This is a genomic window from Thalassospira sp. MIT121401 (assembly GCF_047125595.1).
In the GTDB taxonomy this organism is placed as follows: Bacteria; Pseudomonadota; Alphaproteobacteria; order Rhodospirillales; family Thalassospiraceae; genus Thalassospira; species Thalassospira povalilytica.
Window position 1 is genome coordinate 1,048,042 of the sequence record NZ_CP138926.1, and the last position, 25,290, is coordinate 1,073,331.

Annotated in this window: 21 protein-coding genes; 9 read left to right on the forward strand and 12 right to left on the reverse strand. The window is 54.8% G+C overall.

The window, feature by feature from the left end; translation table 11 throughout:
- Nucleotides 1-217: 217 nt before the first annotated feature.
- Nucleotides 218-2,005 carry a transglycosylase SLT domain-containing protein gene (locus SIB88_RS04670; protein ID WP_412557461.1) on the forward strand — a complete coding sequence of 596 codons (1,788 nt, stop codon included), beginning with the start codon at nt 218-220 and terminating at the stop codon, nt 2,003-2,005.
- 16 nt (nt 2,006-2,021) lie between these two features.
- The gene (locus SIB88_RS04675) at nt 2,022-2,309 is read left to right on the forward strand and encodes a hypothetical protein (protein ID WP_412557462.1); all 288 of its coding nucleotides are present in this window, start codon (nt 2,022-2,024) and stop codon (nt 2,307-2,309) included.
- Nucleotides 2,310-2,347: 38 nt separating this feature from the next.
- Here SIB88_RS04675 and SIB88_RS04680 read toward each other — a convergent pair whose 3' ends face one another.
- From SIB88_RS04680 to SIB88_RS04725, 10 genes are all read right to left on the reverse strand, one after another.
- Complete coding sequence (locus SIB88_RS04680; protein ID WP_228194556.1) at nt 2,348-3,064, reverse strand: tetratricopeptide repeat protein; 717 nt, start codon at nt 3,062-3,064, stop codon at nt 2,348-2,350.
- A 46-nt stretch (nt 3,065-3,110) separates the two neighbouring features.
- A complete protein-coding gene (locus SIB88_RS04685; protein ID WP_412557463.1) occupies nt 3,111-3,611 on the reverse strand; it encodes a cytochrome c-type biogenesis protein in 501 nt (166 codons plus the stop codon).
- A complete protein-coding gene (locus SIB88_RS04690; RefSeq protein WP_101245443.1) occupies nt 3,608-4,144 on the reverse strand; it encodes a DsbE family thiol:disulfide interchange protein in 537 nt (178 codons plus the stop codon). Before SIB88_RS04690 ends, SIB88_RS04685 begins: the two co-directional genes overlap by 4 nt.
- Nucleotides 4,141-6,246, reverse strand: coding sequence for a heme lyase CcmF/NrfE family subunit (locus tag SIB88_RS04695; RefSeq protein WP_412557464.1), 2,106 nt, complete (start codon nt 6,244-6,246; stop codon nt 4,141-4,143). Before SIB88_RS04695 ends, SIB88_RS04690 begins: the two co-directional genes overlap by 4 nt.
- A 133-nt stretch (nt 6,247-6,379) precedes the next feature.
- Nucleotides 6,380-6,868 (reverse strand): cytochrome c maturation protein CcmE, encoded by a 489-nt coding sequence (ccmE, locus tag SIB88_RS04700; protein WP_101245445.1) that lies wholly within the window; start codon nt 6,866-6,868, stop codon nt 6,380-6,382.
- A 13-nt stretch (nt 6,869-6,881) separates the two neighbouring features.
- Nucleotides 6,882-7,079: a heme exporter protein CcmD gene (ccmD, locus tag SIB88_RS04705; protein ID WP_101245446.1), complete on the reverse strand. Its 198-nt coding sequence runs from the start codon at nt 7,077-7,079 to the stop codon at nt 6,882-6,884.
- Entirely contained in the window at nt 7,076-7,864 is a 789-nt protein-coding gene (locus SIB88_RS04710; protein ID WP_412557465.1) for a heme ABC transporter permease, read from the reverse strand. Before SIB88_RS04710 ends, ccmD begins: the two co-directional genes overlap by 4 nt.
- Before the next feature lie 13 nt (nt 7,865-7,877).
- Entirely contained in the window at nt 7,878-8,543 is a 666-nt protein-coding gene (gene ccmB / locus SIB88_RS04715) for a heme exporter protein CcmB (protein ID WP_288349326.1), read from the reverse strand.
- Nucleotides 8,540-9,241, reverse strand: a complete 702-nt coding sequence (ccmA, locus tag SIB88_RS04720; RefSeq protein WP_412557466.1) for a heme ABC exporter ATP-binding protein CcmA — start codon at nt 9,239-9,241, stop codon at nt 8,540-8,542. Before ccmA ends, ccmB begins: the two co-directional genes overlap by 4 nt.
- Before the next feature lie 249 nt (nt 9,242-9,490).
- Nucleotides 9,491-10,234, reverse strand: a complete 744-nt coding sequence (locus tag SIB88_RS04725; protein ID WP_412557467.1) for a DUF1223 domain-containing protein — start codon at nt 10,232-10,234, stop codon at nt 9,491-9,493.
- A gap of 282 nt (nt 10,235-10,516) precedes the next feature.
- Here SIB88_RS04725 and SIB88_RS04730 point away from each other — a divergent pair, with 282 nt between their 5' ends.
- The gene (locus tag SIB88_RS04730) at nt 10,517-11,854 is read left to right on the forward strand and encodes a sodium-dependent transporter (protein WP_101245451.1); all 1,338 of its coding nucleotides are present in this window, start codon (nt 10,517-10,519) and stop codon (nt 11,852-11,854) included.
- Nucleotides 11,855-11,919: 65 nt separating this feature from the next.
- On the opposite strand, the gene SIB88_RS04735 is transcribed toward SIB88_RS04730, so the two are convergent.
- Both SIB88_RS04735 and acnA read right to left on the reverse strand, forming a co-directional pair.
- The gene (locus SIB88_RS04735; RefSeq protein WP_412557468.1) at nt 11,920-14,466 is read right to left on the reverse strand and encodes an EAL domain-containing protein; all 2,547 of its coding nucleotides are present in this window, start codon (nt 14,464-14,466) and stop codon (nt 11,920-11,922) included.
- Between the two features lie 188 nt (nt 14,467-14,654).
- Nucleotides 14,655-17,342 (reverse strand): aconitate hydratase AcnA, encoded by a 2,688-nt coding sequence (gene acnA / locus SIB88_RS04740; protein WP_412557469.1) that lies wholly within the window; start codon nt 17,340-17,342, stop codon nt 14,655-14,657.
- Between the two features lie 832 nt (nt 17,343-18,174).
- Between acnA and SIB88_RS04745 the strand changes: the two genes are divergently transcribed.
- From SIB88_RS04745 to SIB88_RS04770, 6 genes are all read left to right on the forward strand, one after another.
- Nucleotides 18,175-18,984, forward strand: coding sequence for an ABC transporter ATP-binding protein (locus SIB88_RS04745; protein WP_412557470.1), 810 nt, complete (start codon nt 18,175-18,177; stop codon nt 18,982-18,984).
- A 2-nt stretch (nt 18,985-18,986) separates the two neighbouring features.
- A complete protein-coding gene (locus SIB88_RS04750) occupies nt 18,987-20,936 on the forward strand; it encodes a long-chain fatty acid--CoA ligase (protein WP_412557471.1) in 1,950 nt (649 codons plus the stop codon).
- A gap of 62 nt (nt 20,937-20,998) precedes the next feature.
- Nucleotides 20,999-21,892 (forward strand): branched-chain amino acid ABC transporter permease, encoded by an 894-nt coding sequence (locus SIB88_RS04755; RefSeq protein WP_101245455.1) that lies wholly within the window; start codon nt 20,999-21,001, stop codon nt 21,890-21,892.
- A gap of 18 nt (nt 21,893-21,910) precedes the next feature.
- Nucleotides 21,911-22,984, forward strand: a complete 1,074-nt coding sequence (locus SIB88_RS04760) for a branched-chain amino acid ABC transporter permease (protein ID WP_101245456.1) — start codon at nt 21,911-21,913, stop codon at nt 22,982-22,984.
- A gap of 103 nt (nt 22,985-23,087) precedes the next feature.
- Nucleotides 23,088-24,326: an ABC transporter substrate-binding protein gene (locus SIB88_RS04765; protein ID WP_412557472.1), complete on the forward strand. Its 1,239-nt coding sequence runs from the start codon at nt 23,088-23,090 to the stop codon at nt 24,324-24,326.
- A 154-nt stretch (nt 24,327-24,480) separates the two neighbouring features.
- Nucleotides 24,481-25,263: an ABC transporter ATP-binding protein gene (locus SIB88_RS04770; RefSeq protein WP_206927130.1), complete on the forward strand. Its 783-nt coding sequence runs from the start codon at nt 24,481-24,483 to the stop codon at nt 25,261-25,263.
- Nucleotides 25,264-25,290: the final 27 nt, after the last annotated feature.

Genomic DNA, 25,290 nt, shown 5'->3' on the forward strand with positions numbered 1-25,290 from the left:
CAGATAAATGATTTCGCGGTTTGGGCGTTTGCTGGTATAAAAGGCGCCGTTGCACCGGGGGGAACACCGCAGGCAACGGGTTGCGAGACCAAACTGCTTCGGGATAAATACGCGGCTTTAAAGCAAAGCCTCGTTGGGGATATTGATTTTGATCGAAGCAATAAGAACAAGCCTGCCGGGTGTGAAACGCACACTAAGGCAGGGCCTCTTAATCGCTATGTTTGGCACCATGACGACGGTCATGGTTGCGCCGTCACCTGCTGTTGCTGACACGCAGGAACAGGCTGCTTTGGGCGGGCCGGAACTTGACGATGCGCTGTCGATCCTTATTCCCAAGCCGCTGTCCGATCGTGACGCCGAACTTTACGAACAGATTTTTGCCGTTCAGGAACAGGGTCGCTGGAAAGATGCAGACCGCCTGATTTCGCGCCTGTCTGACGATGTTCTGATGGGGCATGTGCTGGCGCAACGTTATCTTCATCCGACGGCATATCGTTCCCGCTACAAGGAACTCAAGGATTGGCTGGCAAGTTATGCCGATCTTCCGCAGGCGCCGCGTATTTACAAGCTTGCCCTGACGCGCCGCGGATCTGCCAGCTATCCGAAAAAGCCGGTCGGAAGCTATGTCTCGGGTGCGGGGTATGATTACGAAGATATTTCGCCCTATTACCACAAATCGACCAAGAAGCTGTCAGCACCACAGCGGTCCCGCCTTTCGACGCTTAAAAGTCGTATCCGCCACCGGATTGGCAATGGATGGCCGACCGGGGCGCTTCAGGTTCTCGAAAGCCAGGAAGCAAAACGCCTGTTTGATGCCTATGAGCAGGATCAGGCACGGGCATCGATTGCATCGGGATATTATTATTTCGGCAAGCCTGACCTGGCGCTGAAACTTGCGGGTGACGCGGCCAAGCGGTCGGGCAAATATTTGCCGCAGGCTCACTGGACTGCCGGGCTTACCGCATGGCGTTTGGGCAAGATGGATACCGCACACAAACATTTTGCGGCACTCAGCACCAATAAATATGCATCAAGCTGGACACGCACAGCCGGTGCGTTCTGGGCGGCGCGTATCGATCTTGCGGCCAGTCGTTTTGAAGAAGCCGACAAGATGCTGAACCGTGCGGCGGAATATCCGCGCTCCTTCTACGGGCAGCTTGCGATGCGTGCCCTTGGTCGGGATGACGTGTTTGACTGGGACAGTCTTGAGCTTGACGAAAACCGCGCCAACAAATTGAAGCTTGATCCGCATGGTCGTCGTGCTCTGGCATTGTTGCAGGTGGGGCAACGTGATGAAGCCGAACGCGAATTGCGCAAGGCCGCGGCCAAGGATGATGATGGCCTGCGCCGTGCTGTTCTGGCATTGACCGATACCGCGAATTTCGCGTCGCTGACCATGCGTCTTGGCAGTTATATCGCGCAGAAAACCGGGGATGTATTTGTAAACGCCCTTTATCCGGTGCCGCCATGGTCGCCCGAAGGCGGTTATGAGGTTGACCGTGCGCTGATCTATGCGTTCATGCGCCAGGAATCCGGATTTAACACCGATGCGCGCAGCCATGCCGGCGCCCGCGGTTTGATGCAGCTGATGCCGGCGACCGCAAGCTATATCGGCAATACCCGTTATCGCGGTGCCAAACGTGCCGAACTGTATGAACCGGAAATCAATCTGTCGCTTGGGCAGAAATATGTTGACCATTTGCTTGAACAGAACGGCGTTGATAACGGCTTCTTGCAGTTGATGGCGGCCTATAATGGCGGGATCGGCAATCTGGGCCGCTGGCAAAAGGCGCTTAAGGACAATGTTGATCCGCTTTATTTCATCGAAAGCATCCCGTCGCGCGAGACGCGTCTGTTTATCGAACGTGTGATGGCCAATCTTTGGATGTATCGTTCGCGCTTTGGTCAGGAAGCACCGTCGCTTGATCTTCTTGCCGCCGGGCAGTGGCCGACATACCAGCCACAAGATGGTGACAGCGATCGTGGCTTGACCGCGCAACGTTAAGCACCAGATACCTTTCATGACCGGCAATAACGCCAGCACGCCGCAAGATAACAGCAACAAAAGCAAGAACCGTAACCCGGATGAGGGAACGGTTCTTGACCGTATCAAAATGCCGCCAATGAGCGGCGAAGAAGCCTTGCGCCGGTTTCATGAAAACGGTCATTCACCAGACGGGCAGGGGCCGGAAACCGGTCAAAGCGACTTTGCCGGGCTTCATCCGGTGATGAAGCTGGTATCGCTTGGCGGGACATTGTTGATGATCACCGCCCTGCTTCTTGGCGTGATGTATCTGTTCGGGGCGTGATCCCTGTTCTGATCTAGTCGCTGACAAAGGTCGCTGTTTTACTGGGTGTCGGTTCTGGCATCTGAAACGGCCTGGAGCGTCTTGATTTCGCCCTGGGTGGCATTGGCCAGCGGATCATCCTTTGGCAAATCCCGATACAGATCACGAAGCACGCGCAAAGCCTGTTCGGGTTTGTCATTTTGTTTCAGCATCATGCCGTAATAATACCGCGCAAGCAGATGGTTGGGCATCTGACCCAATGCATGCAGAACCAGATCACGTGACGTACTGTCGATCTGACCGTTCTGGGCGGTAATCCGGGTATCGGCATATTCGATTGCGAGTAACGGATTATGCCCGGAAAGCGCATAGGCCTGGGCAAAGGCGGCAACCGCACGTTCGATATTGCCAAGGCGCAATGACCCGCGTGCCAGGGCCACCCAGCCCTGAAGATTGCGGGGATTCACTTCAAGCGACAGCACGATCTGGTTCAACAGTCGCTGGATTTGCTGATCGGTCTTGTAATTGGGATCGGTCACATTCCCGGCAACAGCGGCGGCGGCGGCAAGGTTGCGTTCCCCAGCCCGTTCGGCAAACGGCTTGGCGGGCAGGGACGGATTGCCAATGACCAGATAGATACCAAACGCCACCAGCACCGGCGCGACGGCCATGGTCAGCCGACGAGGTGAAAATACCTTGTCACCGCATTTGGGAAGGCTTGCGTAAAGAACCGCAATTCCGATCAATGCCAGTAAAGACAGACCAATCCAGGTCACCGGTCACCTCCGGCAGGATGGTGATATTTCCCGACAAGGCACCGCATCAGGATTTTTTATCTCCGTTTGAGGTGCCCAAAATCTCGTCAAGGCGGGCCTGTTCATCACGCGACAGCGATGTTGTTGCGTTTGATGCTTCGCGCTGCTTGCGACGATAAAAGGCAAAAACCGCCAGAAGCGCCAGAATTGCCAGAACCGCCGGACTTGCCCACAGGATATAGGTTTCCGGTTTCAGCGGCGGGTTGAGCAGAACATAATCCCCGTACCGTGCGACAATGTAATCGATGGCTTCTTCGTTGGTGTCACCGGCAATCAGGCGTTCACGAACAAGCACACGCAGATCGCGGGCAAGTTCGGCATCGGAATCATCAATTGACTGGTTCTGACAGACAAGGCAACGCAGTTCCTGACTGATGTCGCGGGCGCGTTTTTCCAGAACCGGGTTCGATAACATTTCATCGGGATTAACCGCCCATGCCGGTGTGCCGGTCATAAGCCCAACCACCAGGCCAAATGCACCGATCATGGTCAAAAGACGACGGGTCATTCTTTTAACTCCGCGATTTTGGGCAGAAGCACATCTTCAAGAACATCTGCGGTTACCGGGCCGACATGTTTGTATCTGATCTGTCCTGCGCCATCGATGATGAAGGTTTCGGGCACGCCATAGACACCAAAATCAATTCCGGTGCGTCCCGACAAATCCATGCCGACCGCGGCGTAGGGATCACCAAGTTCCGCCAGCCATTTGACACCGTCCTGCGGGTCTTTTTCCTTGTAGTTCAGGCCATAGACCGGGACATCGGCTTCGCGTGACAGACGTTTGATCAACGGATGTTCGGCACGGCAAGGGATGCACCAGCTGGCAAAGACGTTCAGAACCGAAACTTCGCCCTTGGTAACATCGGCACGCGACAGTCCGGCTTCACGTCCGGGAAGTGGCGGCAAGGAGAATTCCGGTGCAGGCTTGTCGATCAGGACAGAGGGCACAACAGAAGAGTCCTTGTCGATATTCATCAGGAAAACCCCGGCGAGTGCCGCAAACAGAACCAGCGGGATCACGGCGATCGAAAATCTCATGAAGCGGGAACTCCGTTCTTCTGAAAACGCAGGAAGATGCGCGTAAGGATGCTGATGGTTCCACCCGTCAGCATCAAAATCATGCCCGCCCAGACCCAGGGCATCATTGGCAGGAACCGGACCGAAACAACCCGGCCGCCATCATCGCCCCTGTCTCCGATCGAGACATGCAGATCCCCGTCACGGCCATGCCAGATACCGGCTTCGCGTGTTTCAACGCCGCGGATCGGGTAATACCGGATTTCCGGGAAAAGTTCGGTTACCGGCAGCGCATGTCGATACAGGATAAAGGTCGCCTGACGCGTGGCATAGTTTTCTCCGGCAAGCAAAGCCACACCCTCATATTGCAGGTTATAGGGGCCTGCCTGAATGCTTTGACCCGCCCGTGCGGAAACAACAACCTGTTCTTCCCAGACGCTGCTTGCAGCCCCGCCAGCTAGCATCACGGCCAAGCCGATATGGGCAAGCGTCATGCTGAGATAACGCGGGCCAAGCAGTTGCAGATTGCGGTATTTGCTTTCGCCGTGATCGGGTTGGCGCCACAATCTGGCCCACAGATCACTGAGCGACGCTGTTAAAATCCATCCGGCCAGTCCGATCCCGATCAAAGGTGCGGGTGACAGATCGATAAAGCGGATCGATACAAACAGCACGATGATGATCGACAGGATTGCCGCCAGCTTCATGCGCCGTCCGATCATCCACATTTCATCCTGTCGCCAGCGCAAGGTCGGGGCAAAGCCCATCAGAAACAGCAACGGAACAACAATCGGCACCAGTACTTCGACATAGAACGGGCCGCCAACCGTGATGTTTTCACCATCAAGCCAGCGCAAAACCAGGGGGTAAATCGTCCCGATCAGTACCACAGCAGCAATCAGTGCCAGCATCACACTGTTGATGAACATGCTGCTTTCGCGCGACAGCAATTCAAAAGGACGCGGTTCACCGAGTTCATCACCCCGGCGCCAGAACAGATAGTAGGAGCCTGCAAATATCGCGCAGAACCCGACCAGAAGCGCAATACTGTCATTGGGCTTCATCAGGGTTTCATTGAGCGGGCCAAACAGATCGGACCGCGTCAGATACACCCCGAACCAGCCAACAGCCAGCGCAGAAAGTCCAAGGAACGCAGTCCAGCCCTTAAGGGTTTCGGTTTTTTCCAGAACCGCCCGGCAATGCACAAGCGCGGTGGTCAAAAGCCATGGCAATAACAGGCTGTTTTCTGCTGTGTCCCAATACCACCAATTCCCCCATGCCTGCTGGCTATAGGATCGATAGGCATTGATCGCAATTGCGGCCCCCAGCGCAACCCATGATGCAATCACCCAAAACCGCAAGGTTTCTGCAATCCGGCGGTCAAATTTGCCTCCCAGCAATCCTGATAGCGTCAGGGCATAAATCACCATGAGTCCGGCAAGACCCAGATACAAAAACGGTTCACGCAGAACCCGCAGAACATCCTGGCTTTGCGGGTTCATCCCGCGCCCGTCAAGCGGTGCCACGGCAACACGCAGGAACGGATCAGCATCAATCAGGGTCGCAAGGCCAAGCACACCAACCAGCAGGCCAAGCACGGACATCGCATTGTAAAACAGTGTCCGGTCATCATCCTGTCCATAGGTCGATTGACCCGCCCCGAAAAGCTGCATGGCCAACACAATATTGACCAGTGATGCCGCAAGAAGCCACAGGATCATCGCCCCGCCATCCGGGGTAAAGGCGGCACCGATCCGGAAAAGAAGCGGGGTGGATGAGTGACTGACATTTGCAACAATCGGCAGGCTGAAATCGCTGACGATAAAGGCATGCAGCAACGCCGCCTGTGCAACGATCGCCATCAGCAACAGTCCGGCAGGCAGAACAAGATAGTGCCCCGGTCGGGATATCTGGCTGTCAAATGGCAGCGGTGCTGAAACGGGCCCGGATCCGTTGAATTCAGGGGAAATGCCGTTGGGGCGGGTCGCGGCGAGAACGGTCGGGCGTCCCTGCAAGGTCGCGCGTATGGACGACCGCAGCCAAAGTGGGCTGAACAGCACAGCCTGCCCAAAGCCTGTCACCACAATCAGGAGCAGGGCAAAATGTCCGAGTTCTGCAAGCATCTCCGTCTAAGGCTTCCCCGAATTGATCCCCGATGACATATCTGGCGGTGTGACGGGACACTGATGGCACAGTTATGTCAAAGACAGGTTTTTCTTACGCGTTTGGTTTGACTTTATGGCCACAGAATGTGGCTTAATTGCGCATCTGTTCCGCATTTTTGGCTTCGATTTCTTCCCAGTAGCCGCTTTTCTTAAGCGATTCTGCGACTTCGGGCGGCATGTAGTTTTCATCATGCTTTGCCAGGACTTCCGATGCAACAAAGGTCCCGTCAGATGACATGTGGCCTTCGGCGACAACGCCCTGACCTTCGCGGAAAAGGTCGGGCAATATGCCGCTATAGGAAATCGGGACGGTTTGTGCCATGTCTGTTACGGCAAAGGCAATGGTTTTGCCGTCCTGAAGCTTTTGAACAGACCCTTCGACGACCAATCCTCCGATCCGCAGACGCTGGTCCGGATCAATCGGGGATTTTTCGATGATTTCGGTCGGGCTGAAGAAGAAGACAACCGAATCTTCAAAGGCGGTCAGTATGAGTGCCGCTGCACCGGCGACGGCCAAAAGAGCCGCACCGATGATATACATGCGTTGGCGTTTGCGGGCTTTTGCACGGGAAAGTGACACAGTTATTCTCCGGTCAGGGTGCCTTTGGGGCTTTTTTGTTTCGGCGCGACCGACGCGATTGCAGCACGGCTTCCAGCTGGTCGCGTTCAATGCGGCTGTTGCGCAGACTGCGCAAGGTCGCCACCAACAAGGCAATCATGGCAATTGCCGTGATGGCATAACTGCCCCAGATATAGCCGCCATATCCGCCCATTGAGAAGAATTCACTCATTGGCTGGCCTCCGCGTTGTGACCCGCATCATAGCTTGGGGTGTCGGTATTCTGGCCGGGGGATCGTTCATCAAACATGCCGGAAAGCTGCAATGCCCGGATACGCCGTTCATTGAGTTCAAGCCTTACCCGCAAAATCAGCATGACAAAGTAATAGCAGGTAAATCCAAGGATCATCAGCGCAAGCGGCAATTGCATGCTGGGATCAACCGTCGGGCCGTCCATGCGCACGATAGAGGCCGGCTGATGCAGGGTATTCCACCAGTCGACCGAAAACTTGACGATCGGAACATTGACCGCTCCGACCAGTGCCAGTGCCGATCCGGCCTTGGACCCGCGTTCGGGGTCATCAAATGCATTTACCAGCGCGATATAGCCAAGATACAGGAACAGCAAAATCAGCATCGAGGTCAGGCGCGCATCCCATACCCACCAGGTGCCCCACATCGGTTCACCCCACAATGATCCGGTAATCAGGCACAATGCAGTAAAGGTGGCACCGATCGGGGCCGTGGCACGCGCGCAGATATCGGCCAGCGGGTGTTTCCAGATCAGGCTCATGGCACCGCAAACCGCCATGCCGACATAACAGAACAACCCCATCCAGGCCGCCGGGACATGCAGATACATGATTCGGACCGTATCGCCCTGCTGATAATCAATCGGGGATGCGAAAAGCGCAAAATAAAGCCCAGCGGCAATCAGGATCGCCGTCGCACCGGACAGCCACGGCAATAGCGGGTCGGTCAGCTTCAGAAAAACACTTGGTTTGGCAAAACGATGCATATTCTTCTGTCCGTTATTCCATTGCCTGACGCACCGCATGGGCGGTGGCAAATGGCGTTGCTGCCAGTGCGATCAGCAAAATGGCAGCCATGATCTGTAATTGTGCGGTGGCCGAAATGCCCAGCAAGGCGGCCTCGACCGCACCGGCCCCGAAAATCAGAACCGGGATATAAAGCGGCAAGACCAGAAGCGACACCAGAACCCCGCCACGCCGTGCCCCCAAAATAAGTGCGGCCCCAATCGCCCCGATCAGACTAAGAGCCGGGGTACCAAGCAGCATGGCAAGTATCAGGGTAACAAACCCGTCCTGATCCATATTGAGCATCACGGCCATCAACGGGGCTGCAATGATCAATGGCAAGCCGGTGGTCAGCCAATGCGCACATACCTTGCCCAGGACCAGCAATTCCAGCGAAACCGGCGACAGGGTCAAAAGTTCAAGCGTGCCGTCCTCATAATCGGTCTGAAACACCCGCTCAAGCGACAGCATCGCCGCCAGAAGTGCCGATACCCAGATCACCCCGGATGCAATCCGGGCCAGAATATTGGCTTCCGGGCCGACGCCGAACGGAAACAATGTGGTGGTCACAATAAAGAAGGCAACCACCATGACCGAATCTGCCCCCTGACGCAGTGCAAGACGCAGGTCGCGCTGTAAAATGGCAAGGAAACCGTTCATTGGGCGGCCTCCTGTGCGGATATCGGCGCCGATCCGTCCATTTCCGGATGTTCCATCAGCAATTCGACCATCGGAATGGCAAATTCATCCAGATCAAGCACGGTTGGCGCATCGACATCCAGATCAATATGTGTCGAATAGATCACAATGCCGCCACGCGCCCGGAATTCGGCAATCAGTCGTGCGACTTCGCCACAGCTTTCGCGGTCCAGTCCGACGGTCGGTTCATCAAGCAGCCAAAGATCACTTTGACCGATCAGAATACGGGCAAGGGCGGTGCGTCGTTTCTGTCCGCTTGAAAGATAACGGCCAGCGACCCGTGACAGGTGATGAATATCAAGCGCATCAAGGGCCGCATCAATTTCACCATCAAGGTCATCGACCCCGCGCATCTGCCCCCAAAGGCGCAAATTGTCGCGCACGGACAGCACCGGTTTGACGGCATCCTGATGACCAAGATATTGCAGCCGGGCCTGATGGCCGATGCGGTCTTCGAGGATGTTTTCACCGTCCCAGCAAATCTGTCCGGCGCGCGGGGACAGCAGTCCGGCCATGACCCGCAACAGGCTGGATTTTCCGGCACCGTTCCGGCCACGCAGCACAATCGCGTCACCGGATCGGGCGGCAAAGGATAGGCCGCCAAATACCAGTCGCTCGCCGCGCAGGCAGGTCAAATCAGAACCGCTAAAATCTGCCATGTAACCCGTTCAATAGTCAGTGTCTCAGCCGTGGTCGCCGTATTCTATAACGCGTTTAGGCTGATTATCCATTCTTTAACCGAGCGCGGCCGCGATGGCTTTGTTTCAAATCAATCCAAACAAGGTCGGGAAAGATTGGCACGCACTGGTGCGGGCATATCAGGGGACGGGTTTCCAACCGGTGAATGCCCGGGCAAATGAAAGGACACAATAAAAGGGGCGTTAAAGGCGTTCGGGGATCAGCGGATATTAATAGCGGATGACAGATGCCGAGATGATCGGGCCACCATTTCCGTTTTGAACCAGAACAGCAATGCCACCGTCACAGGCCTTTGTCATGGCAAACGGAATGTCTTTTGATGATCCGTCCCATGGACCAAGGTCGATCATCTCACGGACGACATTGGCATGTACCAGCCGTTTCCCGGCATTCTCGCCCGATAGAACGTCACGCTGATGTTCGCGGTCAAAACCGATGATCCAGATACGATGGGCATTTCCCGAGCCCGGCATTGTGAGGTTGCGCAGTGCGACCGTACCGCGGGCGGGCAGATCGGTGCTGTCTGATGCCAGTGTGATTGCCGAGATGTCCTTTAAACCGGGCAGGGCATCGGCGGTCGACTCGATACGCCGTTTTGCGGTTGCCTGAACCACATTGTCGCCATTGATAATGACCTGTGGGGTATAGACATACCGTTCGCGCATCCGGTTGGCATAGTCGCGTTGCCGGTCGCTGTATCGGGAATCTGAAAACGGATCCGTCCAGCCCAGATAGTTCCAGTAATCGACATGGTATGACAGTGCCAGAAGGTCGGTATGTTCCTGATTTATCTGATAAAGAACACGATCTGCTGGCGGGCAGGAGTTGCATCCTTGCGAGGTGTAAAGCTCTATCACGGCGTGGGGCGTTGTGCTTTCGGCCGCATATGTCGGGCCGGAAAGCATCATTAGCGCCAGTGCAAGCATGCAGATGATGGGGCGAATATGTTTCATGCCCATCATCATGCCCGAGAACTGCCATCAACCCCTAATCACAAGGCCTTGAAAGCAACGGGAAGACCAAAAGGGCGGATTCTTGCGCTTTTTGGGTGAATTTCGAAATGAGATTTCCAAAGATTGATGTTAATAGCTGCGGACCAATCGGGACCACCTTGAGGGAACGGTCGCAACGCATCGGGTGAATTCGCCTGTGCGTTAAATGATAAAAATCTGGAATCGGTCTGCCGGCGGGAGCTTCATCCGGCAATTCCGGTCCGAAACAAGGTTTGCAGGTTAATGATGAAACGTGAACACTGGGGCTCGCGCCTCGGCTTTATTCTGGCAGCTGCGGGGTCGGCCGTCGGACTTGGGAATATCTGGAAGTTCCCGTATATGGCGGGCGAAAACGGCGGTGGCGCCTTCCTGATTATTTATCTGGCACTGGTCTTTACCATCGGGATTTCGGTCATGCTGGCCGAATTCGTGATTGGCCGCATGTCTGAAAAGAATGCGATTGGCGCGTTCGCCAAGCTCAAAGGCGGTCTTTGGCCGGTCATCGGGTTCTTTGGTGTGGCTGCTGCCTTTATCATTCTGTCCTTCTATAGCGTCGTCGCTGGCTGGACGATTTCCTATATGATCAAGTCGATCACCGGCGCGCTGGCGATCGAAGATCCGGCCGCGCTGGGAAGCCTGTTTGGTGATTTCATTTCCGATCCGGTTTCGCCGCTGATATTCCATGCGATCTTTATGGCGCTGACGATTTTCGTGGTTCTGGCCGGTGTTGGTTCCGGGATTGAACGCGCATCGAAAATCCTGATGCCGGCCCTGTTTGCACTTCTGATCATTCTGATCATCCGTTCGGTCACGCTGCCTGGTGGTGGCGAAGGTGTTGCCTTCCTGCTGTCGCCGGACTTTTCCAAAGTGACCTGGGAAACTGTATCGGGTGCATTGTCGCAGGCATTCTTCTCGCTCTCGCTCGGTATGGGGGCGATGATCACCTATGGCTCGTACCTGTCGAAAAAAGAAAACATCGCCGGTTCTGCCGGTTGGGTGACGCTGCTTGATACCGCGGTTGCCGTGATGGCGGGTCTTTTGATCCTGCCGGCGGTCTTTGCATTCGGCTTTGATCCGAGTGCCGGTCCCGGCCTGACCTTTATCACGCTTCCGGCTGTGTTTGCGCATATGCCGATGGGCTCGCTGTTTGCCTTTATGTTCTTCCTGCTTCTGGGCATTGCGGCTTTGACTTCGGCGGTATCGATCCTTGAAGTGGTTGTGGCCTATTTCGTTGATGACCGTGGTGTCAGCCGCAAAACCGCAGCCATCGTGGTTGGCGTGATCATTTTTGCGCTCGGTATCCCGTCTTCGCTGTCGCTTGGCGTAATGTCGGATGTCACCATCTTTGGCAAAAGCTTCTTTGATCTGATGGACTTCATCAGTTCGAACCTGCTGTTGCCGATCGGTGGCCTGTTCATTTCGCTGTTTGTTGGCTGGGTCATCTGGGGCAAGGCCAAAGAAGAAATCGCAGCACATGACGGTATCGTCCCGATGTGGATCAATGCCTGGGGACTGATTGTCAAATTCGTTGCCCCGGTTGCGATTGCTTTCATCCTGCTTAAGGGGCTTGGTATCTTCTAGGATCAGAAGAACCGGTTCATGAAGTTTGAAAGGGCGGGGTTATTCCCGCCCTTTTGATTTTTGGATCAGCCATCCGTTGCGGTGGCAAGCCTTGAAATATCCTGTGCGCTCATTGGGCGGCCAAGCAGGTAACCCTGCACAAGGTCGCACCCGGCATCCCGCAGAACTTCAAGCTGGCGGTCGTTTTCAACCCCTTCGGCAATGCAGGTTTTGCCAAGGTTGCGCGCCATATTGATGATGGTGATTGCCAGTGTTCGGCCTTCTTCGCCACGATCGATGTCGGTGACAAAACTGCGATCGAGCTTGATCTGGTCAAATGGCAGGGTCCGCAGATAGCTCAAGCTGGAAAAGCCGGTGCCAAAATCATCAAGCGAAATGCGAATGCCCAGATCCTGGATACGCTGAAGTTTGGCACGCATGTCGGCCATATCGCGCATGAACAGGCTTTCGGTGACTTCGATTTCAAGCCGGTCGGCAGACAGCCCCTTGTCGACCAGAATGGCACGCAGCTGTTCTGCAAGATCGACCGTGCCATAGAATTGCTGAACCGACACATTCACCGCCAGCCGCAGATTGTGCAGACCTTCGCTGCGCCAGTTGACCAGTTGACGACAGGCCGTGCGCATGACCCAGCGGCCCAGTTCGCCGATGACACCGATTTCTTCGGCGACCGGGATAAAGGTCGATGGCGGGATATGTTCGCCGCTTGCCGTTGTCCATCTTGCCAAGGCTTCGACACCGCACAACTGGCCGGTTTTGGTGTCAAATTGCGGTTGATAGGCAAGATGGAGTTCATTGTTATCAAGCGCGCGCCGCAACGCCGTTTCAAGTGCCAGATCAGCACCCTTCTGACTTTGCAGCGACACGCTGAACCGGCCGACCCGATTGCGTCCCTGTTCCTTTGCCTGAAGCATGGCAATTTCAACACAGCGCAAAAGATTGCTGGTGTCATTGGCATCCTTGGGAAAAGAGGCAATGCCGATGCTGGCCGAAAGATAAAGGTCATCACCCTTGCTGGTCAGATGAGGTTCGCCAAGTCGGACAAGAACGCGTTCGGCAAGGTTCAGGGCTTCCTGTTCGGTTTTTATGTCGGGCAGGATGGCGGCATATTCATCGGCACCGACACGGGCCATGACCGCATCATGGCCAAGTTCGCGGCTGATGCGTCGGGATACTTCAACCAGAACATCATCCCCGGCATTGTGGCCCAGTGCGTTGTTGACGCGCTGAAAGTTATCAAGATCCAGCATCATGACAGTCAATGGCCGGCCATGCTGCCGGGCGCGCCCGACATGAAGCGACAGCAATTCCGAAAAACGTCGGCGGTTGGGCATGCCGGTCAGTTCGTCGGTAAAGGCAATCCGAAGGATATCTTCGCGGTTTTTTTCGCGTTCACTGATGTCGGTAAAGATCGATGCATAGTGGCTTATGGTGCCATCGCTGTCGCGGATGGCCATGATCGAAAGCCATTCCGGGAATGTTTCACCCGATTTGCGACGGTTCCAGATCTCGCCTTCCCATTTTCCGGTCCGGGCAAGTTCGACCCACATCTGGCGATAGAAGTCCTTGCTTTGGCGACCGGACTGCAAAATGCTCGGGTTTTTGCCAATGACTTCTTCGGCCTGATAACCGGTGACACGGGTAAAGGCGGGATTGACGGCCTCGATCTCGGCGCGGGCGTTACAGACCATGACGCAGTCTGGCGAGTTTTCAATCAACTTTCGGGCAAGCGCAAGTGACTGGCGGGCCTTGACCAGTTCGCTGTCGCTGTCATCATTGATGTTGTTCAGATAGATCAGATAGTCCTGCTCGATAAATTCAAGCAGATCGGCAAAGGACAGAACGCCGATGATTTCCCGGTGCTGGTTATGAACAACGAGGTGGCGGATGTTCTTGCGCAACATGATGGTGCGCGCATCATTAAGGTTCACATCCCCGTTAATGACCATAACCGGGCGGGTGGCGATATCACCTGCTGTCAGGCCATCATTGTCATCGGCAAACCCGCGCAGGATATCGCGTTCGGTAATGATACCGGTTTGCTGATCGACCGGCAGGTCGGCGGGAAAACCGGTAACGATGGCGCTGTCGCATTTTTCGCCATGCATGCGGTGACGCAATTCCGATACCGGCATCCGGGCATCGACAAAGATTGTCGACCGTCGGACCGCATCGGCAACGTCATTGGCGCTGAACGGCTTTTTGTTGCTGATCTGCCGGATCAGATCGGTCCGGCTGATAATGCCGACCAGACAATCGTTTTCATCGACGGTGACCAGGTGGCGGACATTGCGTTCGCGCATCCTGACGATGGCTGATTGTGGACTGGCATGGATGGAGATGCTGTGAACCGGATGCGACATGCGCATCTCGACGGGTTGCGACAGCACAGCTTTGCTGTTGGCTGGTAACGACAACAGGTCGTGCTCTGTCAGTATTCCGACCGGCTTGTTCGACTGTACCACAATGATGGAACTGCTGTTGGCATTGCGCATTTTGGTGACGGCTTGCGCAAGTGGCGTTGCAGGTGAGCAACTTAAAACAGTTCCGGGTGACAGCGTACCGACCGTCAGACCAAAAGACCGGTCTTCGGCTGGGGTAGGGCGTATCATTTGATCCTGCTCAGAAGACAATTCGAATTGCACCTGACTTAGCAGACAACAAGCAGTTTAGGATTGTTTTGGATCAAGGACACATGCCGGAATTGTTTCGCCGGTTTTGACATCAACCGGAAATAAGACACCCCGCCGGACGAAACCGGCGGGGTGTCTTTTGGTCAGCGTCTGACTTCGTACTGAAATCAGGCAGCTTTCATCATGTTACGCAGAACGAACTGCAAGATGCCGCCGTTCTGGTAGTAGAGAACTTCGTTCTCGGTATCGATACGGCAGGTGGCAACGAATTCTTCGGTGCTGCCATCTTTGCGCGTGATGCGAACCGTAACGTCCTGAAGCGGGGTGATACCATCACCGATGCCAAGGACATCAAAGGTTTCAGAACCATCAAGCTTGTAGGTCGCACGACCTTCACCGTTTTTGAACTGCAGCGGCAGGACGCCCATGCAGACCAGGTTGGTGCGGTGAATACGTTCGAAGCTTTCCGCGATCACAGCTTTGACGCCAAGCAGGTTGGTGCCTTTTGCTGCCCAGTCACGCGAAGAACCGGTGCCGTATTCTTTACCGGCGACGACAACCAGCGGGGTGCCTTCGGCCTGATAGCGCATGGCAACGTCATAAACCCAGCCCTGTTCACCCGACGGGTAATGGACCGAGATGCCGCCTTCGGTGCCCGGTGCCATTTCGTTACGAATACGAATGTTGGCAAAGGTACCGCGCATCATGACTTCGTGGTTACCACGACGTGCGCCATAGGAGTTGAAGTCACGAACCGCAACGCCATTCGCCTTGAGGTATTCACCTGCCGGGCTTTCTTCCTTGATCGAACCGGCCGGAGAAATGTGGTCGGTGGTAACAGAGTCACCCAGGATCAGGAGCGGACGTGCACCATGGACTTCTGCGAAGTCGTTCGGCTCTGCCGCCATGTTGACGAAGTAAGGCGGGTTCTGGACGTAGGTGGATTTGCCATCCCACGCGAAGGTTTCGCCTTCGGTGATTTCGATGGCCTGCCAGGGCTTCGGACCGGCAAAGATGTTGTCGTAACGCTCTTTGTACATCGCAGCAGAAATCGACGACGCAATGGTGTCGGCAATTTCTTTGTTGCTCGGCCAGATGTCTTTGAGGAAGACGTCTTTGCCGTTCTTGTCGGTGCCAATCGGGTCGTTGTTCAGATCGACCTTCAGGTTACCGGCAAGGGCATAGGCAACAACCAGCGGCGGCGAGGCAAGGTAGTTTGCCTTGACGTGCGGGCTGATACGGCCTTCGAAGTTACGGTTACCCGAAAGAACGGCGGTAACGAGCATGTCGTTGCCGTCAATTGCTTCGGCGATCGGGCCGGCAAGCGGACCGGAGTTACCGATACAGGTGGTGCAACCGAAACCGGCAACGTTAAAGCCAAGCTGATCCAGGTAATCCTGAAGGCCTGCTTTTTCGAGGTAGTCGGCAACAACCAGCGAACCCGGTGCAAGCGAGGTTTTCACCCACGGTTTGCGGTTCAGGCCAAGCTCGACAGCTTTTTTCGCCAGCAGACCGGCTGCGATCAGCACGCTCGGGTTCGAGGTGTTGGTGCAGGACGTGATTGCGGCGATGACGACGTTACCGTCTTTCATTTCGAAGTTTTCATTCGAAACCGGAACGGAACGATCAGCATCTACACCCGGTGCCATGTCGGCGAAGGTGCCATTGAAGCTCGATACGGCGTCTTTAAGAAGAACGCGGTCCTGCGGACGCTTCGGACCCGACAGGGCCGGCTCGACGGTCGAGATGTCAAGTTCAAGCGTTGCAGTGTATTCTGCTTCGAAGCCCGGCTCGCGCCACATGCCCTGTTCTTTGGCATATGCTTCAACCAGGGCAATCTGGTCTTCGTCACGGCCGGTCGAACGCATGTAGTTCAGCGTTTCGTCATCGATCGGGAAGAAGCCACAGGTCGCACCATATTCCGGTGCCATGTTACCAATGGTCGCACGGTCCGGCAGGCTCATGTGGTCAAGTGCATCGCCATAGAATTCGACGAATTTGCCGACAACGCCTTTTTCACGCAGCATCTGAACGACGCGCAGAACAAGGTCGGTTGCGGTGATGCCTTCTTTCATGGTGCCGGTCAGCTTGAAGCCGACGACTTCCGGGATCAGCATCGAGATCGGCTGGCCAAGCATTGCTGCTTCGGCTTCCAGACCACCAACACCCCAACCAAGAACAGCAAGGCCGTTCACCATGGTGGTGTGGGAATCGGTACCGACCAGGGTATCAGGATATGCAACGGTCTTGCCGTCTTCGTCCTTGCCGGTCCAGACGACCTTGGCAAGATGTTCGACGTTGACCTGGTGGCAGATGCCTGCGCCCGGCGGAACGATGCGGAAGTTGTTGAACGCGTTCTGACCCCAACGCAGGAAGCCATAACGTTCGCCGTTACGTTCGAACTCGACTTCCATGTTTTTGTCGAGTGCATCATCGGTGCCGAAGAAGTCGATCATGACCGAGTGGTCAATGACGAGATCAACCGGTGAAAGCGGGTTCACCTTCTGGGCGTCGCCACCCATGTTGACAACGGCATCGCGCATTGCGGCAAGGTCAACGACGGCGGGAACGCCGGTGAAGTCCTGCATCAGAACGCGGGCCGGACGATAGTTGATCTCATGGCTGCTCTTGCGGGCTTTGAGCCAGTCTACAACAGCCTGAACATCGTCGGTTTTGACAGTGAAGTCATCTTCATAGCGCAGAAGGTTCTCAAGAACGACTTTCAGCGTGAAGGGAAGTTTGGAAACGTCGCCGAGTTTTTCGGAAGCAACTTTGAGGCTGTAATAGTCGACGGAATTATCCCCGACTTTCAGCGTGCGGCGCGTTTTCAGGTTGTCTTTGCCACAAATGGACATCAGACCCTCCTCAAGGTGGTTAAAAGGGCTTGTCGTGACAAGACACCCCGACCGTCGGAGCGCCGAGCGGTGGGCTATCTGTGTTGCGTGACGCGGGTCACGGCTACATATGCATGTGCACCGGGGTTACACCACAATTCCCTGTGAAAGTCCAGACCCAGTGAAGGGGTATTCAGTAAAACCCGCTGATCACAGCATATTGGCAAAGTCCAACAAGCATCGGTAAACCTTTGATCGATATGTGAAGGCGCATTTCGCCTTTCAATAGGGGCTGTTCGGGGGCCGAGTCTGTTGCTGACCATATTGCTTGCGTGTTTTCGGGGCATGTCGGGGGTGCGGTGGTGTGCCGATTGCGAACGAGGATACCAGACGCCGTAAAATCCCGCCCCGAATCCGTTCCGATTCGATCAATCGCGCTGATCTGGATCCGCCTTATTCGGGGGCATTCACCCGTCAAATATTGTGCGGTGCATGATCGCGAAAATTTTTTGCAATGCGACGTGCGCGGGGCTGCCTAAGTGATCTCACCGTCAGATAACGTTACGTAATCAAGGGTAGAAAGATGGTGCGCGGTAGGCGAATTTAAATTGTGCATTGCGAATTTGTAGAAAAGTCGCAATCCCTTGCTGATCATTGCATTGACGCAATATGCTGAAATTGGTACTTAAATGCCTATTAAATGTGTCAGGCCCGGTTTCCGTAAGGTCAGGGTCCCAAAAAAATCCGACACATCATCAGGGAAACTGAATATCGGTTCGCGAATTTCACCAAGATGAACCCGAAATGTGGTTCTGCGGCATTTGCGGCCCAAGTCAGGGAGGAATGCGACGGCATGACGTCACAGAGTCCTATTTTACAGATCAGCGATGTGTCGCTGGTTTTCGGCGGTGTACGTGCGCTGAGTGATGTCAGCTTTTCCGTCCAGCCGGGCGAACTGTTTTCGATCATCGGCCCGAACGGCGCGGGCAAGACGTCCATGCTGAACTGCGTGTCCGGGCGTTACACCCCGACCACCGGATCGGTATCGTTCAAAGGTCAGGATGTTACGGGGCTTAAACCCAATGATCGTGCCGAACTGGGCATCGGTCGTACATTCCAGAACCTGGCGCTGTTTGGCCATATGAATGTTCTTGATAACATCATGGTCGGTCGCCACCATCTTTTGAAAAACAACTTCCTGAACGGGCCGCTTTACTGGTTTGGCGGCGCGCAGAAGGAAGAACTCGAACACCGTCGCTTCTGCGAAGACGTGATCGATTTTCTTGAAATTTCCCATATTCGCAAGGCAACGGCCGGCACGCTTTCATATGGTCTGCGCAAACGCGTCGAGCTGGCGCGTGCTGTTGCACTGCGTCCTGATCTGATCCTGCTTGATGAGCCGATGGCGGGCATGAACCTCGAAGAAAAAGAGGACATGGCGCGCTTTATCATCGACCTCAACGAAGAATGGGGCATGACCGTTGTGATGATTGAACATGACATGGGTGTTGTCATGGATATCTCGAACCGGGTCATGGTTCTCGACTTCGGGCGCAAGATTGCCGAAGGCCTCCCCGAAGAGGTGATGGCCAACAGTCACGTCAAGAAGGCCTATCTGGGTGAAGAAGACGACGAAACGGATGAAGACGAGCAGGTGGCCTGATCATGAGCAGCAATATCCCCGATTATGCCGATGTGCAGTCGCTTGATACCTTCCCGAAAGTGCTGGCCTATAATGCGCGCAACTGGGGTGGTGACGTTGCCATGCGCGAAAAGGAATTCGGCATCTGGCAGGAATTCACCTGGAAAGATTACAATGACCGCGTCAAATGGATGACGCTTGGCATGCGTGCGCTTGGCATCGGGCAGGGCGATGTCGTCGGCATCATCGGTGAAAACCGTCCGGAATGGGTTTGGGGCGAAATTGCTGCCCATGCCCTTCGCGGAATGTCGGTCGGTCTGTATCAGGACAGCCTTCACGAAGAAGTCGCTTATCTGATCACCTATTCGGGTGCCCGTATCCTGATCGCCGAAGACGAAGAACAGTGTGACAAGCTGATCGAACTTGGCGACGACATTCCAACCGTGGAACATATCGTTTATTGCGACCCGCGCGGGATGCGCAAATATGACGATCCGCGTTTGATGGATGTCGAAAAGCTTTACGAGCTTGGCCGCGAGCTCGAAGAAAAAAATCCCGGTATCTATGACCAGATGGTCGCCGATACCAGGGGTGATGAGTGCGCGATCCTGTGCACGACATCGGGCACGACGTCCAAGCCGAAAATGGCGATGCTCAATTCCGGTGATTTTCTCGATCATTGCGCGGCGTATCTGCGTGCTGACCCGAAATATCCGGGTGACAACTATGTATCTGTTCTGCCGCTTCCGTGGATTATGGAACAGGTCTATGTGGTTGGTCAGTCGCTGGTCAGTCGCCAGATCGTCAATTTCGTCGAAGAGCAGGAAACCATGATGGCCGACCTGCGCGAAATTGGACCGAACTTCGTGCTGCTTGCGCCGCGCGTCTGGGAAACTATTGCCGCCGATGTGCGGGCCCGGATGATGGATTCAACGCCGTTCAAGCAAAAGATGTTTGATTTCGGCATGGCGCTGGCCCGCACGGCACTCGACAATGGTGGTCATTCCAAGATGGCCGACGTCATTTTGATGAATGCGCTCAAAGACCGTCTTGGTTTTTCCAACCTGCGCTCAGCCGCGACCGGCGGGGCGGCGATTGGTCCGGAAACCTTTAAGTTCTTCCATGCGATGGGTGTGCCGCTGCGTCAGCTTTATGGGCAGACCGAACTTTGCGGCGCCTACACCATTCATCAGCCCGATGATATCGATTTTGATACGGTCGGTGTTGCCTTTGACAATTCCGACATCCAGGTCATCAATACCGATGAAAACGGGGTTGGCGAGATTGTCGCGCGTACTTCGGGCATGTTCACCGGATATTACAAAAACCAGTCCGCCTATGACGAAGATGTCAGAGATGGCTGGATGCATACCGGTGATGCCGGTTACTTCAAGAAAGAAAACAATCATCTGGTTGTGATCGATCGCATGAAGGATCTGGCGGAAACCTCGACCGGGGTGCGCTATTCGCCACAGTTTATTGAAAACAAACTGAAATTCTCGCCCTTCATTGCCGAGGCAGTGATCCTTGGCAAGGATCTTCCGTTCCTGTCGACCATGATCTGTATTCGTTATTCGATCATGGCAAAATGGGCCGAACAGCGCGGGATTGCCTTTACCAACTATACCAACCTGTCCGCCCAGCCGCAGGTCTATGACATGATCACCGAGGAAATCCGCGAGGTGAATAAGACCCTGCCAGAGGCACAACGCATCAAACGCTTCCTGCTTCTTTACAAGGAACTGGATGCCGATGACGGCGAACTGACCCGTACGCGCAAGGTGCGCCGTGGCGTGGTTGCCGAAAAATACGCCGACATCATCGATGCGGTTTATGCCGGCAATGACAAGGTTGATATCGACACCATGATCACCTTCCAGGACGGGTCAAAAACCCGCATCCAGACAAGCGTGAAGGTCGTCGATCTCGAAGATAACAAGGTCGCACAGACGGCCCCGAAAGCCGCCGAATAAGGCAGCAGCAAAACTGTGGTCCCGATCACCGGATCGCGGACCGCCATTACAGGGATGGCAACATGAATTTCGAACTTCTGTTCCAGCTTCTGCTGAACGGGTTGATCGTCGGGACACTGTATGGTGTCGTCGCGATGTGCTTCGTGCTCATTTATAAATCAACCCAGATCGTTAACTTTGCCCAGGGCGAGTTTCTGCTGATTGGCGCGTGGGTTTGCTATGCGTTCCTTGTGGAAATGAGTATGCCCTTCTGGCTGGGCTTCCTGTTTACGCTGCTGTTTATGATGGCATTTGGCATCATTCTTCAGATGGTTGTCTTGCGGCCCATGATTGGCGAACCGATCATTTCCGTGATCATGGTGACCATCGGGCTTTCGATCTTTTTCCAGGCGGCGACCAAATGGATTTTCGGGGCCACCACGGCAACCTATCCGCAGGTATTTGAGACCCGCTCGATCAACCTTCTGGGGATGCAGATCGAAACGGCCTACATCATGAGCTTCGTGATCTCGTTGTTCATCATGGCCGGGTTCTACTGGTTCTTCAAATATTCCAAGCTTGGTCTTGCGATGCGCGCAACCGCCTTTGATCAGCAGGTCGCACAAAGCCTTGGCATTTCGGTCAAAACCGTCTTTGCGATGTCCTGGGCGATTTCGGCCCTGGTGTCGGGGATCGCCGGTATCGTGATCGGGATGGTCAATGGTGTGTCTTCGGCCCTTTCGGTGATCGGGATCAAGGTGTTCCCGGCGGTTATTCTGGGCGGGCTTGATTCCATCGTCGGTGCGATTGTCGGTGGTGTGATCATCGGTCTTCTTGAAAACACGGCCGAGTTTGTGGATGGCCAGTATCTGAACTGGGGCAACCTGTTCTCGATCGCGCCGTTCTATGTGCTGATCATCATTCTGTGCATCAAGCCATATGGCCTGTTTGGCACCAAAGACATCGAACGTATCTAAGGGACGAGGAAAAGTACTATGGCTGGATTTTCGATGCGTCCCTGCGGTGATTTCCGAACGACCTATCGTCAGGATACCCGCATTTACGATACGACCTATATCCGCAATGCCGCGATCCTTGGCATTCTTGCGGTGGCAATGATCCCGTTTGTTCTGGATGGCTATTACGTCAACCTGTTCATCCAGATCTCGTACTTTGCGATTGCGGCACTTGGATTGAATATCCTGGTCGGTTTTACCGGTCAGATTTCATTGGGCCATGCGGCGTTCTTTGGCTTTGGCGCCTTTGCATCGGCCTGGATCAACAACACGACCGGCATTCCGGTGTTGCTGTCCATTCCGCTTGCCGGCCTGATGACGGCGGCTGTTGGTATGCTGTTTGGTCTGCCTGCGGCCCGGATCAAGGGGCTTTATCTGGCGATTGCCACCCTGGCGGCCCAGTTCATTCTTGAAGATTTCTTTGCCCGTGCCGAATGGTTTACCGGTGGTTCGTACGGGGCTGCGGCCAACCCGATCAATGTGTTCGGCTATGAAATCCTGGATGATTTCAGCTTCTTCTATGTGTCGCTGTTCTTCCTGGTCCTGATGTATCTTTTGGGTACCAACCTGATGCGGACCCGTGATGGTCGTGCCTTTGTTGCGGTACGTGACCATTACCTGTCAGCTGAAATCATGGGCATCAATCTGACGAAATACCGTCTGATGAGCTTTGCCATCTCGTCCTTCTATGCCGGTGTCGGCGGGGCGATGTACGGGCATTATCTTGGCTTTGTTTCGGCCGAAGGTTTCACCATTCTGCTGTCCATCCAGTTCCTTGGCATGATCATTATCGGTGGTCTCGGATCGGTCAAAGGCACCCTGATGGGAACCGTCTTTATGGTGCTTCTGCCCGAAGTCATGGAAAGCGGCGTCAGCGCATTAAGCGTTTTTGAATGGGCAAGTTCGACGGCCGTGACCGACGGACTGGCTTATATCAAGGAGATGGCAATTGGTCTGGCCATCATCCTGTTCCTGATCTTTGAGCCGGATGGGCTTGCCCATCGCTGGCAACAGATCAGGGCGTACTGGAAGCTTTATCCCTTCTCGTACTGATAAAGACCCCGAACCCGGCCCGCTTAAAAACAAAAAGGGCCGGGACCAAAACGGGGAGACCGGGAGGCTATCTTTGATGAAAACGTCCAAGGGAGACGTCGTTATGAAGAGACTGATTGCTGCGACCGCGATGGTTGCAACCGGCTTGTCGTTCTCGGCAGCCAAAGCAGACGAAGTATTTGTCGGCCATCTGATGGATATTACCGGTGCGACCGGCTTTATCGGCAAGTTCTATGCTGATGGCGTGCGTGATGCGCTGTCTTACATCAACACCCATGGCGGGATTGACGGTACGGTCCTGGATTCTGAATCGGTTGACTATGCCTACAAGGTTCCCCAGGCGATTGCGAACTACAAGAAATGGCGTTCGCGCAACAACATGGTTGCCATGCAGGGCTGGGGCACAGGCGATACCGAAGCACTGATCAGCTTCGTTGCCAAGGACAAGGTTCCGGTCTACTCGGCATCCTATTCCGGTCACCTGACCGACCCGACCGCGAAAAACCCGAAAACGGCAAAACCGGCACCGTATAACTTCTTCTATGGCGCATCCTATTCCGATGCCTGCCGTGCAATGGTTCAGTGGGCTGCTGAAGACTGGAAAAACTCCGGTGGTTCGGGCAAGCCGGTCTTCTCGCATATCGGGGACAACCACCCGTATCCGAACGCACCGAAAGAAGCCTGTGCAGAATATGCCAACGAGCTTGGCTTTGAAGTAACCGCACCGGTGGTTGTTTCGATGAAGCCGGGTGACTTCAAGGCACAATGCCTGACCCTGAAAGAAGCCGGGACCAACTATGGGTATCTTGGCAACCTTGGTCCGTCGGTTGTGTCGCTGGTGAAATCCTGTGACACGGTTGGCGCGACCCCGAAATGGCTGGCCAACATCTGGGCGGGTGACTACGAAACGCTGAAAACCATTGGCGATGTTGAAAACTATGTCTTCCCGGCCATGACCAGCTTCTGGACCGACGAAGGCGTTCCAGGCATGGATCTGGTCCGCGAAATCTCCAAGATGTCTGATCGTTCGGGCACCGAGTTCCGCACCCACCATTACATCCGTGGCATTTGTTCGGCCTATTACATGAAAGAAGCCATGGAATGGGCAAAGGCCAATGGCGGCATTACCGGTGAAAACATCAAGGCCGGCATGTATGCCCGCACCAACTGGGTCCCCAAAAGCCTTGAAGGTGTGTGCATGGAAGCAACCTGGACTGCCGAGGACCATCGCGGCATCAACACCGTCAACATCTATAACGGCAGCGCCAAAGGTGGCGAAGTTACGGTCAAAAAAGAAACGACCGTTACCCTGCCGCGTCGTGACGACTGGCTCGGTTACTAAGATCTGAGTCCAGACAGACGAATGTCTCCCAGTCTGTTCGGGGGCAAGGCATAAGACGCAAGATGCCTTGTCCCCGACAGGGGGGATCACCAAGCGATAATTCGAAGGGGACACCATGGCAGAGCCCGCCCGCAAAATTGAGACCGCCGAACCGATGCTGTCGGTCAATAACATCGAAGTTGTTTATGACGAGGTCATCCTTGTCCTGCGCGGCGTATCGCTGGAAGTTCCGCAAGGCAAGATCGTTACCCTTCTGGGGCCGAACGGTGCTGGCAAGTCGACCACGCTTAAGGCGATTTCAGGTTTGCTGAAAACCGAAGACGGCGAAGTCACCCGTGGCGACATCAATTTCATGGGCCAGCAGATCGCCAATGGCAGCCCGGAAGAAATCGTGCGTTCCGGCCTGTTCCAGGTGATGGAAGGCCGCCGCATCATTGAAGACATGACCTGTATCGAAAACCTGCGTCTGGGGGCCTATACCCGCAAGGACAAGGGTGTCAAAGACGATATCGAAATGGTCTTTGAATATTTCCCGCGCCTGAAGGAACGCACCGGGCTTGCCGGTTATCTGTCGGGCGGGGAACAGCAGATGCTGGCAATCGGCCGGTCCCTGATGGCGCGTCCGAAAATGATCCTGCTTGATGAACCGTCAATGGGTTTGTCGCCGCTTCTGGTCAAGGAAGTGTTCGGGATTATCGAAAAGATCAATCGCGAACAGGGCATCACGATGCTGATCGTTGAACAGAATGCCAACTTTGCGCTTAAGGTTGCCGACTATGGCTATATCATGGAAAGCGGCAAAGTGGTTCTTGACGGTACCCGCGACGAGCTTTTGAACAACGAAGACGTCAAGGAATTCTATCTTGGCGGTGGTTCCGAAGAACGCAAAAGCTTCAAGAACATCAAGTCCTACAAACGCCGCAAGCGTTGGCTGTAACGGCCTGAATGCTTTGGTGACTGAATT